The sequence below is a fragment of the uncultured Anaerotruncus sp. genome (assembly GCF_902490045.1).
GTDB lineage: Bacteria > Bacillota > Clostridia > Oscillospirales > Ruminococcaceae > Anaerotruncus.
This window is the reverse complement of sequence record NZ_CABUCJ010000081.1, coordinates 1-11,037: the sequence shown is the minus strand read 5'-3', so window position 1 is coordinate 11,037 and position 11,037 is coordinate 1. Positions and strand designations below refer to the sequence as shown.

General features: G+C 63.8%; 12 protein-coding genes. All 12 read right to left on the bottom strand.

Annotation, left to right across the window (positions count from 1 at the left end; translation table 11 throughout):
• Window positions 1-65 precede the first annotated feature (65 nt).
• Complete coding sequence (locus tag RDM88_RS09035; protein WP_308754527.1) at window positions 66-323, bottom strand: HPr family phosphocarrier protein; 258 nt, start codon at window positions 321-323, stop codon at window positions 66-68.
• A 25-nt stretch (window positions 324-348) separates the two neighbouring features.
• Window positions 349-1,281, bottom strand: a complete 933-nt coding sequence (locus RDM88_RS09030; RefSeq protein WP_308754526.1) for a pseudouridine-5'-phosphate glycosidase — start codon at window positions 1,279-1,281, stop codon at window positions 349-351.
• A gap of 20 nt (window positions 1,282-1,301) precedes the next feature.
• Window positions 1,302-2,141 carry a PTS system mannose/fructose/sorbose family transporter subunit IID gene (locus tag RDM88_RS09025; RefSeq protein WP_308754525.1) on the bottom strand — a complete coding sequence of 280 codons (840 nt, stop codon included), beginning with the start codon at window positions 2,139-2,141 and terminating at the stop codon, window positions 1,302-1,304.
• Entirely contained in the window at window positions 2,142-2,885 is a 744-nt protein-coding gene (locus RDM88_RS09020) for a PTS sugar transporter subunit IIC (RefSeq protein WP_101551274.1), read from the bottom strand.
• A 13-nt stretch (window positions 2,886-2,898) separates the two neighbouring features.
• A complete protein-coding gene (locus RDM88_RS09015) occupies window positions 2,899-3,372 on the bottom strand; it encodes a PTS sugar transporter subunit IIB (protein ID WP_308754524.1) in 474 nt (157 codons plus the stop codon).
• A gap of 12 nt (window positions 3,373-3,384) precedes the next feature.
• Window positions 3,385-3,780: a PTS sugar transporter subunit IIA gene (locus RDM88_RS09010; RefSeq protein WP_308754523.1), complete on the bottom strand. Its 396-nt coding sequence runs from the start codon at window positions 3,778-3,780 to the stop codon at window positions 3,385-3,387.
• A gap of 21 nt (window positions 3,781-3,801) precedes the next feature.
• Window positions 3,802-6,528 (bottom strand): sigma 54-interacting transcriptional regulator, encoded by a 2,727-nt coding sequence (locus tag RDM88_RS09005; protein ID WP_308754522.1) that lies wholly within the window; start codon window positions 6,526-6,528, stop codon window positions 3,802-3,804.
• A gap of 350 nt (window positions 6,529-6,878) precedes the next feature.
• Window positions 6,879-7,610, bottom strand: a complete 732-nt coding sequence (locus RDM88_RS09000; RefSeq protein WP_308754521.1) for a GntR family transcriptional regulator — start codon at window positions 7,608-7,610, stop codon at window positions 6,879-6,881.
• Window positions 7,603-8,400 (bottom strand): GNAT family N-acetyltransferase, encoded by a 798-nt coding sequence (locus RDM88_RS08995; RefSeq protein ID WP_308754520.1) that lies wholly within the window; start codon window positions 8,398-8,400, stop codon window positions 7,603-7,605. Before RDM88_RS08995 ends, RDM88_RS09000 begins: the two co-directional genes overlap by 8 nt.
• Before the next feature lie 54 nt (window positions 8,401-8,454).
• The gene (locus tag RDM88_RS08990; RefSeq protein WP_308754519.1) at window positions 8,455-9,297 is read right to left on the bottom strand and encodes an SAM-dependent chlorinase/fluorinase; all 843 of its coding nucleotides are present in this window, start codon (window positions 9,295-9,297) and stop codon (window positions 8,455-8,457) included.
• 75 nt (window positions 9,298-9,372) lie between these two features.
• Window positions 9,373-10,215: an energy-coupling factor transporter transmembrane component T gene (locus tag RDM88_RS08985; protein WP_308754518.1), complete on the bottom strand. Its 843-nt coding sequence runs from the start codon at window positions 10,213-10,215 to the stop codon at window positions 9,373-9,375.
• The coding region (locus tag RDM88_RS08980; RefSeq protein WP_308754517.1) for an ABC transporter ATP-binding protein at window positions 10,202-11,037 on the bottom strand (836 nt) is incomplete at its 5' end. The genes RDM88_RS08980 and RDM88_RS08985, both read right to left, overlap by 14 nt.

Here is an 11,037-nt window from a genome sequence, read left to right as displayed (position 1 = left end):
CCCGACAGCGATTCCTCCGGAGGTCCCCGTTCCTTCCAGAATCTTCATCTTGTTCTCCCTTCCGCTCACAGGCTTTCGGCGCAGAAGGCGCGCATCGCCTCGCACGCCGCCTGCTCGTCCTCGCCGTCCACCGTGAAGGTCACCGTCTCCCCCGCCGCCGCGCAGAGGGACATCACCCGCAGCAGGCGGGTGCAGTCGGCCTCCCGGTCCCCCCGACGGATGGTCACGCGGCTTTTGAAGGCCGCCGCCCGCCTGACGAGCTGGCCGGCGGGGCGGGCGTGCAGGCCCATCGGATCGCTGATCGTATAGTCAAACTGCTGCATAAAGTCCCTCACATACCCCTTCCGCTCACAGCGCGTGGTATTCCCGCGCGATAACCGCGGCGACGCGCGCGTTGTTGCGGATGATTTCAACGTTGGCCGCAAGGCTCGCGCCTCCGGTCAGCTCATTGACCCTGGAGAGCAAAAACGGCGTGTTTTTTTCGCCTGCGATCCCCTCCTCCTTCGCCATCTCGACCGCCCGGGCAATCGCCGCGTCGATGACCTCCTCCGCGATCGCGAACTGCTCGGGGATCGGGTTGGAGAGGATCGCCGCGCCCTCGAAGCCCATCTCCCACTTTGCCTTGAGGAACCGGGCCACCATATGGTAGTCGTCGATCCGGTAGTCGATGCGGTACCGGCTGTGCGGAGTGAAGAAGGCGGGGAAGGAGTCGGTCCCCATGCCGATGACGGGCACGTCCTTGGTCTCGAGGTACTCCTTGGTGCGGCCGATGTCGAGGATCGACTTGCAGCCCGCGCTGATGACCCCGATGCTCGTGCGGCCGAACTCGTCGAGGTCGGCGGAGACGTCCATCGACAGCTCCCCGCCCTTGCTGACCCCGCCGATGCCGCCGGTCGCCATGAACCGGATGCCCGCGATCGACGCGCACCGCAGGATCGCCGCGATCGTGAAGCCCGCGTTGAGCCCGTTCACAATGGCGTAGGGGATGCCCTTGACCGACGCCTTCATCGCCCTGGAGGCGGGATCCGCCGGATTGTTGGCGAGCGCGCCGACCTGCTCCCGGTCGAGCCCCACGACGATCTTCCCCTTATAAACGCCGATGGTCGCGGGCACCGCGCCGTATTCCCGCACCGTCTCCTCCGCCATAAGGGCGGTCTCGACGTTGGTCGGATAGGGCATGCCGTGCGAGATGATCGAGCTTTCAAGCGCGACGACCGGCTCGCCGTTTTGGATTGCCTCCCGCACGCGGGGGGCGACGGTCATGTATGGTTCGATATTCATCTGTCAGCTTCTCCTTCTCTTCAAATAATGTGCAGCAGGCTGAGCGCCACGACGCCCACCGCCAGGATTCCCATGATCTTGATCGCGCCCTTGCCCTTCTTGACGAGCCAGAAGCAGACGAGCGTCACCGCGAGCGGGAGCATCTTGGGCATCAGCTGGTCGAGGAAGTCGGCCTGCAGGCTGATGGCCTGCTCGCCGCTGCCGTAGGTAAGGGTGGTGGACAGGCTCACATAGGTGGCGGTCAGCGCGCCGAGCACGCCGCACCCGACGATGCCCGCCGCGTGGACGATGCGGTCCATGAGCCCGCCGCGCAGGATTTTGGAGACCGCGTCCTTGCCGAGACGGTAGCCGTAGTTGACGAAATAGATGCTCTGGGCGGCCATCGCGGCGACGACGAGCACGCAGTAGATGACGACGCCCGCGACGCCGAGGTTGTTTTCCAGCACGAGCGCGACGGAGAAGGCGAGCAGGATGGGATAGATGATCGCCTGGTTGAGGGTGTCGCCGATGCCCGCCAGCGGTCCCATGAGGCCGGTCTTGACCGCGGTGATCGCCTCGCCCGAGACGCTGCCGTCCTTGGCGCGCTGCTCCTCCATCGCCACGCTGATGCCCATGATCACGATGCCGATGTAGGGCTCGGTGTTGAAGAATTCCTGGTGCCTCTCGAGCGCCTCGCTCAGCTCCTCCTTGGAGGGATAGAGCTTGGCGAGGATGTGGCTGATCGCGTTGGTAAAGCCGAGGCTCTCAAAGCGCTCGTAGTTGATGCAGCAGTGGGAAAAAACAAACCACTTGAACCACGCGTAGAGCAGGTCCCTCCTGGTGACGATCGACTGGACGACGCCGGTTTTCTCCTTTGCCATTTAAGCCACCTCCGCTTTCTGCATGTCGTTGAAGAGATAGAGCGCCGCCGCGGCGATCGCAAAGGCCGCCACGCCCATCATCGTCATGCCCAGGTAGGACACGAGGAAAAAGCCCATGAAGAAGTAGGGCGCCACGCTCTTTTTCATGATCACCTTGAGGTTGAGCGCGATGCCGACCGCCGGGAGCACGCCGCCGATGAGGGTGAGGATGCCGAGCACGCGGGTGCCGAGGAAGTCGAGCGCGCTCTGGACGAACTCGGGCCCGAAGTAGGCGGCGAGCGCGACGGGCAGCACGGTCATGAGCAGCAGGACCGGCTGCGGATAGAGCACGTTGACCCGCCAGATGCCGCGGGTGTTCGCCTCGCGGGTGGGCTTGTCCGCCATATGCGAGATGACGACGTTGAAGGTGTTGCGCCCGACCCACACGAAGGTGCCCAGCATGCCGAGCGGGACCGACAGGGTGAGCGCGACGCCCGTGTCAAGGTTGGAGGCGATGGCCAGCGCCGTGGCCAGCGTCCCGGCGAGCGCCGGGTCGGAGGGCTGGGAGCCGCCGACCGACATCCAGCCCAGATAGATCAGCTGGATAGTCGCGCCCATGATCGCGCCCTCCGCGGGCGCGCCGAGGATGCAGCCGACCAGCGTGCCGGCGACGAGCGGCTTGCAGACGGTGAGGTAGCCGATGGCCCACGGCGCGCTCCCCAGGTAGTAGACGACCCCGATCAGAATCGCTTGCAGAACAGTCATTTTCCTTCCTCCTCTATAACACTTTGTCGATTTCCATTTCCTTGTCCTCCGGCACCACCTGCACATAGACGCGCACGCCGCGCTTCTGCAGGCGCAGGAGGGTCTCGTTCTCCGCCGGGGATGAGGAGATGTTTCGGTAGAGGGTCGACCGGCCCGCGCGCTTGCACATGCCGCCCACGTTGAGCGCGCGGATATCGACGCCGCGGTCCACGAGCGCCTCCACCGTCTCGGGCACCTTCACCAGCATGAGGATGCGCTCTTCCCCCGCATCCTGCAGCAGGTATTCCGCCGCCCTGTCCACATCGGCCACCACGGCCTTGAACTCCTTGGGCACCGCCATCAGCAGCACCTCGGTCATAAACGAATCCCGATAGGTCTCATCGTCGACCACCATGATCTCGGTCGGGCTGTAGAGCCGCGACCACTGGGTCATGATCTGCCCGTGGATGAGCCGGTCGTCGATCCGCACCAATACGATATTTTTCATCTTCCCACTCCTCTACTGGTAAATTTCACGCAGGTTCCGGATCGATTCCCGCGCCGATTCGAGCGCGGCGTCCCGGATTTCGGCCGCGGTGCGGCCCTCCCGCATCGAGATCGCCTCGATGAGCATCGCGAGGTTCGCCCCGCTCACGCACTCGTATCCGAGGGCGCGGATATTGCGGGCCGCCACGTTGCAGGGGGTTCCCGCGTACATGTCGGCCAGCACAAGCACGCCGCTGCCGTCGTCGAGCGCGCGCACCCGGCTGCAAAACTGCTCGTTGAAGGCGTCCATATCCACGCCCGGCTCGAGCGAAACCGCCTCGACCCGCTCGCACTTCCCGGCGATCAGCTCGCCGGCCCTGACCATCGCCTCCGCCAGTCCGCCGTGGGACACCACCAGTATTCCAACCATACCCGTTCTTCCTTTCTTTTGTCAGTCCTCGTAATCCAGCGCGACGAGCTGGTAGATGTATGCGATCTCGCTGACGGGGATTTCCACCGCGTAGTGGCTCGTCAGGAAATGGAACGCCTCCTTGACCTGCGCCACGAACCGCTCCTTTTCCCGCAGGAACCCCTCCGTCTCGGGATACTGCTCGATGGGGGTCCGGGTGATCAGCCGTTCGATCAGGCAGCTGACGTGGATGTAGAGCGCGATGGTCACCCGGTTGCTGAACCGTTTTCCGGTGATGCCGCGCAGCCGGGTCACCGCCTCCTGCACGTACCCCATCAGCTTTTCGGGATTGAGGATTGTGAGGTGCTTGACCACGTTGAGCAGCGAAAAATCCTTGAGCAGGTTCTTGTTGAAGGCGTCGAGCTCGGCCGCGTCGAGTCCGCCCGAAAGCGCCGCGTCGATCCTGCCGAGCCCCTCCGCCGTGATCATGTCGCCGATCGCCAAAAAGGGAACGCCCTCGAAGCCGGGGTCCATCGCGCCGATCAGCAGCTTCACGTCGTACCGCCCGAACAGCTCGTCCTCCTCGCGGCTGTGGATCAGCCGGTAGTAGTCGTAGGCGATCACCGCCGTATCAATCGGTCGCGGCAGGCTGCCGCTGAACAGGTCGATCATCCGTTCGGCAACGCCGGTGTCGGCGTCGCTCATGAAGACGACCGCCTCCTGCTTGCGCCGGCTGGCGAGCAGCCGGCAGCCGGGCGCCGCGTCCCCGCAGGCGCTTTTGAGGATCGTGCCGATCTCCTGCCCGCTCCAGATGCCCCTGCCGACCGCGAGCGCCAGCGCGGTGGAGACGTTGTCCGCCAGCCCAAGCCGGATGTTCGCGATTTCGCCCACGCCCTCGCCCACCGCCTCCATCGACCCGGTGTCGAAGAGCAGGACGAACGCCCGGCACGTCGGCCGCCTGCGGATGTACTTGCCCAGCCGCACCGCGAGGTCCGCCTCACCGGCGGTCACCGGCAGGTCGATCGCGTCGAAGGTGTGCCGCCCGATCAGCTTGTTGACCGTCTCGGCCATGCTGCTGGCCGTGGCGTAGCCGTGGCAGGCGATCACGCCGCGGATGGCGCTGACCTGTACGCCCTTGTTGCTGTACTTGATGTTGAGCGCCAGGAGCAGCAGGTCCATCTTGGAGATGCGCAGGTCCATGTTCTGCCCGATGAGCTCCGACGCCTCGAGCGCGATGGTCATTTCCCCTGGCGAGGTCCTCCGCAGCGTCCCCAGCGCGCCTTCCAGCTCGGCGTCCCGCCGCTCCAGCCACCGCTGAAGGGTGAGGTTGCGCTGCATCTGGGCGTGGAGCCCGCGCGAAATGAGAAATCCGCAGTGGACGGGGAGCACGGCGTGATACTTCTCCGACACGGCCTCCAGCACCCCGTCCACCACCTGCTTGATCGCGTTGAACCGGCTGTTGGTGTGCTTTTTGTCGAAATAGAGGTAGTCCATGAAGCTGTTGATGTAGGCGTAGCACCGCTCGAACACGCCGCCGAGCGACGCCTCCTCCCCCGCCTGCCGGGCAAAGCACTCAAGGATCGAATCGTAAAAGCGCACAAAGATATCCACCGCATCCAGCTTTTCGTACTCGTTGATGCTGATGAGGCTCTCCTGCTCGTTCTCGGCGGCGGGGTCCGCACGGGAGGCCGCCAGGATCTCCTCCGGAAGATGGTACTGGTAGATGTAGAGGCTTTCCGCATCCGCGTCGCTGTAGAGGAACGCGTTGGCGCAGCAGCTGCGCACGCAGTTTTTGAGCTGCGCGACGTTCCCCGCGTAGACGTAGTCCATCATCCGGTGGAAAACGCTTGTGCCGATAAAGATTTTGCGCCCGTTTTTGCGGGCCTCCCGCTTGAAGAAATAGAGCAGCAGCTCCTTCTTTTCCTCGGGGGTGCGCTCCTCGAGCGGCGGGACGCTCACCGAAACGGGAATCAGGCGCTGCAGCGCCCGGTCGAGCGCGCGTCCCGGCTCGGCGGAAACGGTGAAGACGAGGCGGACGTCCGCCGTACGCACGGCGTCCTCCCCGCAGCGGGAATAGCGCCCGGTCTGCATGAACTGCAAAAGCTTCTCCTGGCACTCGCTTCCGAGAGCCCCCGCCTCGTCGAGCAGCAGCATCCCGCCGTCCGCGGCGGCGAGGCATCCGGGGGCGTCCCCCCGGCGCGCGTCGCCGAAAATCTGGGCGAGCGCCTCCCCGTCGCCGCGGTATTCGGCGCAGCCGGCCACGGCCATCCGCCCGGGCGGCAGGACCCCCTCGTCCGCCGCGTACTCGTACATCAGCCGCGCGAGCAGTTTCTTGCCGGTCCCGGGCTGTCCCGTCAGCAGCACCGGCAGGCCGTGGGGCGGGTATTTCACCGCCGCCTTGAGCTGTTCGATGCAGTCGCTGATGCTGCGCGTGCTGCCGATCGCCTTTTGGAAGTTGCGCAGCCGGTTTTTTTCACGGTTCAGATGCGCCGCCAGCTCCCGCAGGCTGTCGAAGGCGGGCTGGGCGACCGTCGCGTCGTACTGCGTCTCGAGCATTCCCTTGTGGAAAAAGTAGACCGGGCGCAGGTTCGCCTTGACGAGCAGCCCGTCCTTGACGAGCTCGTTGAGATACTGGCTTGTGAGGTTCCTGCTGATGTTCAGCCGGGCGCTGATGGCCGACGCGGTAAAACGCTCCGGCTCCTCCCCCCGGAAGCCGTCGGTCAGCCCCTTGATGTATTCCAGCAGTTCCTCTTTTGTCTTGATAAACATGTTGGCGTCCTCCCGTTAAAGTGATCATAACCCCGCGCCCCGGGCGCGTAAATAGATTTTGCGAAGGTTCGACACAGCGGCGCGATTTCCGTCAGTTTTGTGGCGAACTTCCAGTTTTCTCTCCGTTATGTCGACGGTTTTCAGGCACATTCCCGTATCCGTCCCGCCGTTTTTCATCCCTTCGACAGATTTTTCATACCAACCATCATACCATGCGCGCGCAAAAAAAAGACCCCTCCCGGCGCATCTCCAGTTATTTCCTCCTCCGCGCCGGCAAAAAAGACAGCCCCCGCTCCGGGACCCGGAGCGGGGGCTGTCTTCGGCAATTTCCTGTGTAGGAAGGGAAAGCGTTATAAGCGGAAATTGATGTCGTAATCCTCGGGCAGAAAGTAGAATTTGCAGCGGGCGATCCCCTCCTTCTGGGGGCCGTAGAGGATCTCCTCGATGTAGATGATCGGCGTCTCGTTCTCCACCTGCAAAAAGGCGGTGACGTTGTCCTCCGCCGGGACGACCTTGAAGGAGAGCTCGGCGGAGCTCGCCAGCTCGAAAATCCTCCGGTTAACCAGCGCGTCGGCCTCGTCCTCGTTGTTGAGGTCGACGTCGAGCTCGTTGACATACCGCACCGGGATCTGCACGAACGAATGTCCGATCGGGCGGCCGCCCGAATAATAAACGTTGTTGCTCGCCATGACGATCTCGCTGACGCGGATGCCCAGCCGGTGCTGGGCGATCTCGGTGGGCGGGCCGTAGTTGTAGGAGATTTTAACCTCGGTGATCTCCCGGCGCGCGCATTCGATGACCGGATTGACAATCCGGCTGGCGGGCGCGCCGCGCCCGGGGTCGTAGGTGATGAAGGTCCCCTTGCCCTGCTGCTTGGCGATGAGGTGGTCCTCGCTCAAAATGGTCAGCGCCTGCCGCAGCGTGTTGCGGCTGACCCCGTACCTTTCGGCGAGCACCGGCTCGCTCGGAAGCTGGGAGCCGTTCTCATAGACGCCGCCGACGATATCGGAGTAAATCTGGTTGTAGATCGAAACGTAGGAAGGGATTTTGTTGTCGTTGAGGCTCGTGATCTTCTTATTCATCGGTTCCCGTCCTTTCCACCGCCTCCAAAGTCGCCCAGCCCCCCACCGTCCGGAAGCCGAGACGGTCAAAGAGGTTTTCCTCCGGTCCGCGCCCGCAGAAGACGCAGGGCTTCTTCCCCTCGGCCAGCACGGCGCGGGAGAGCGCGGAGACGATCCCGGAGGCGTACCCGCGCCCGCGGAAGGCGGGCGCGGTGCCCACCCCGCCGAGCATGACCGTCCGCCCCGCGCCGGCGGTGCTGTTGCCGTGCGAAACGATCCGCCCCTCCCGCTCCAGCATCAGGTGGACGCCGTCGTTTTTGCGGATGCGGTCCGCGATCATCTCGCCCGACGCATAGAGGGAGGTGAACTCCGGCAGGCCCTGCAAAAACCGGTGGATGCGCCCCGCGTCCGCGGGGGCCGCCCTGCGCGCCCGCCCCGTGTCCGGCAGGAGCGCGTCCTCCCCCTCCAGCATGCAAAGCCGCTTGCACCGGAGGATATATCCATCGCCCGCGTCCCCGCCAAGCCGTTCGACGAGCTCTTGTTTTCCCATTATAACAGAAATTGGAAAGCGTTTCAAAAGGGAGCGCACAAAAGCCCCGTCCACGGCCTCCCCATAGACCATCAGGTTCTGGTAGAACCGCATGTATACCGCCCGGCAGACGCCGTTTTCCACGTCCGCCCAGGTGTCCTGGAAGGGGGCGCTGACCCCGTACAGCCGCAGGTCGGCCAGCAGAAAGGTGTTAAAGACGTATTCATGCTCGAGATAGCTTTCGAGCAGCCCGGCATGCGAATCCGCGCATGTGATAATCAACCGATCACCTCTATCGGAAGCGGGCGGGCCCCACGGCCCGCCCGCGCCGCTTCATTATTTCCAGATGCTGATCGTCCAGTCGGGACCGTAGGAGATGCCGTAGGTCTCGCCCATGCTGACCTCGTTGAGGGAGAGGTCGAGGTTGTTGAGCTCGTTGTTGTAGATGATCGGCTCGCCCTTGGCGACGTAGCCGAAGGAGCGGTGGAAGAGCACCCTGCCCTCGAACTTGACCTCGCCGCCGTGCCTGACCAGGACGTTTACCATGTCGCCGTGCCGGAAGCCCGCCGCGACGAACTGCTGGTAATTGATGTTGGTGTCCACACAGCCGAAGTTCGGGCAGATCATCGCGACATAGCCGTCGGCGCGGCCCTCGGTGATTTTCGCCTCGGGCAGCGGGTTGCAGATGATCTCGTCGACGCCGTAGGCCGGACCGACTCCCTCGAAGTCGATGAGCCCCGCCGCGAGCTTGCCCGCGCAGTAGGCGAAGAGGTCGCGCCCGTGGAAGATCGCCACGTCCTCGGTGCCCGCGCCGACCAGCCGGTTGCGGGTCTCGTCGATCTCGCGAACCTCGTCGATGCCGAATTTCTCCTTCACCAGCGTCAGCGAGCCGTTGTCGGGGGTGACGACGTAGTAGCCGTTGCTCGTCCTGGCGACGCACGCCTTGCGGGGGGTCCCGACGCCCGGGTCGACGACCGACACGAAGATGGTTCCCTTGGGCCAGAAGGCCATCGACTGCCACAGGCGGTAGGACGCCGTCCAGGTGCAGAATTTGGTGACCTCATGGGTGAGGTTGAACATCTCGATCTCCGGGTCGATCGATTTGACGACGCCGTACATCGAGCAGACCGCTCCGTCCTTCAGGCCAAAATCCGTACTGAACACGACATAGGGTTTCATAACTGTTACCTCCATTTACTGATCCGGCTTTGTGGCAGCCGCGTGCCCTGCAATTTCGATGGCAGTTGCAAGCCTTTAAAACGGATACCACATCGGCGGCTTGACGATGACGCCGTAGGCCATGTAGGCCGTCGTCAATACGGCCAGCACGGCCGCCAGCACAAGACAGATTTTATCAAGCCTGCCATAGGGCGTCTCGACATACCAGGTGCGCTTTTTGTTCTTGCCGAAGCCGCGCAGGTCGAGCGCGTCCGCGATCGTGCCCACGTCGTCGAAGGAGGAGAGGATGAGCGGCACCGCGATCGACACGACCCCCTCGATCTTCGCCTTGAGGGTGGTCTTTTTGCGGCCCAGCTCGAGCCCGCGCGCCTGAATGGACGCGGAGATGTTCTTGTAGTCCTTGATGAGGTCGGGCAGGTAGCGCAGCGCGATGGAAAAGACCATCGACAGCTTGTAGGGCAGCCCGATCCGGTTGAAGCCGGCGGCGAGCTGGGTGGGGGTGACGACGAAGATGAGCCAGAGGGAGACAAGGAACATCGCCACCACCTTGAGGGTGCGCACGACGAAATACCACAGCGTTTCGGCGGGCATGACAAGCCGGGCGGAAAAACGGAACAGCTCGGTGCAGGTGCCGACGAACTCACAGCCGATGTGCGGGTTGAAGAGGTAGAAGAGGATGAGGTTCACCGTGTTGAGCCCCATTGCGACGAGCATGAGCGCCCAGATGATCTTCCAGTTGGGGCGCAGCGACGCGAGCGCGGCCGCCGCAACCGCCGTGACCGCCAGCAGGATGCGGCAGTCGAAGGTGGAGATCGTCAGGATGATGAATACGATGAAGAGCAGCACCTTGACCTGCCCGCAGAGGGTGTGCAGCGGGGTGGCGCCGGGGCTGAACCGGACCAGGCTATTGCTCGTCATGCCGCCTCACCATCCTTTCGTATTCGATGAAGTGGCGCACGAACGCCTCCGGCTCGAGGCCGAGGCGGCGCGCCAGCTTGCAGAGCGACGTCTCCTTGAGGCTCGCGCGGCGCAGGATGTCCGGGTCGGAGAGCATCCGGAAGACGTCCCCGTCCCCGATCTTTTCCCCGTCCGCCATGACGACGGCGCGGTCGGTGTATTCGATCGCCAGATGCATGTCGTGGGTGATGAAGAGGATCGTGAGCCCCATCTCCCGGTTGAGCCGGTCGAGGAAGTCCATGATCTCGCGGTAGTGGAAGTAGTCCTGCCCCGCGGTCGGCTCGTCGAAGATCATGATCTTCGGCTGCATGACAAGGATCGAGGCGATCGTCACCCGCTTGCGCTGCCCGTAGGAGAGGGCCGACACCGGCCAGCTGCGCATTTTGGAAAGGCCGCAGAGGCGGAGCACCAGCTCGAGCTTTTCCTCGATCGTTTTTTCATCCACCCGGCGGAGTTTCAGCGCGAGGGTGATCTCGTCGCGGATCATGTCCTTGACGAGCATCTGGTTGGGGTTCTGCATGACGTAGCCGATCCGCTCGCCGATCTCCTTGATCGAAAGGGCGCCGTAGTCCTCCCCCTCGATGAGCACGCGGCCCTCGTCGGGCCGGATGACCCCGATCAGCAGGTTGGCGAGGGTGGTCTTGCCCGCGCCGTTCTTCCCGACCAGCGCGATGCGTTCGCGCGCGCTGACCGTCAGGTCCACGTGGCTGAGGACCCTGTTGTCGTCGTAGGAGAAGGACACGTCCTCCACCCGCACGAGTTCTCCGGGCGCGGGCCGCGCCC

What these genes read in the sequence shown, in the direction of transcription:
- RDM88_RS09005 (WP_308754522.1), bottom strand. Translation starts at nt 6,528, where the DNA reads ATGTTTATCAAGACAAAAGAGGAACTGCTGGAATACATCAAGGGGCTG.
- RDM88_RS09020 (WP_101551274.1), bottom strand. Translation starts at nt 2,885, where the DNA reads ATGACTGTTCTGCAAGCGATTCTGATCGGGGTCGTCTACTACCTGGGG.
- RDM88_RS09010 (WP_308754523.1), bottom strand. Translation starts at nt 3,780, where the DNA reads ATGGTTGGAATACTGGTGGTGTCCCACGGCGGACTGGCGGAGGCGATG.
- RDM88_RS09035 (WP_308754527.1), bottom strand. Translation starts at nt 323, where the DNA reads ATGCAGCAGTTTGACTATACGATCAGCGATCCGATGGGCCTGCACGCC.
- RDM88_RS09000 (WP_308754521.1), bottom strand. Translation starts at nt 7,610, where the DNA reads ATGAATAAGAAGATCACGAGCCTCAACGACAACAAAATCCCTTCCTAC.
- RDM88_RS08985 (WP_308754518.1), bottom strand. Translation starts at nt 10,215, where the DNA reads ATGACGAGCAATAGCCTGGTCCGGTTCAGCCCCGGCGCCACCCCGCTG.
- RDM88_RS09015 (WP_308754524.1), bottom strand. Translation starts at nt 3,372, where the DNA reads ATGAAAAATATCGTATTGGTGCGGATCGACGACCGGCTCATCCACGGG.
- RDM88_RS09030 (WP_308754526.1), bottom strand. Translation starts at nt 1,281, where the DNA reads ATGAATATCGAACCATACATGACCGTCGCCCCCCGCGTGCGGGAGGCA.
- RDM88_RS09025 (WP_308754525.1), bottom strand. Translation starts at nt 2,141, where the DNA reads ATGGCAAAGGAGAAAACCGGCGTCGTCCAGTCGATCGTCACCAGGAGG.
- RDM88_RS08990 (WP_308754519.1), bottom strand. Translation starts at nt 9,297, where the DNA reads ATGAAACCCTATGTCGTGTTCAGTACGGATTTTGGCCTGAAGGACGGA.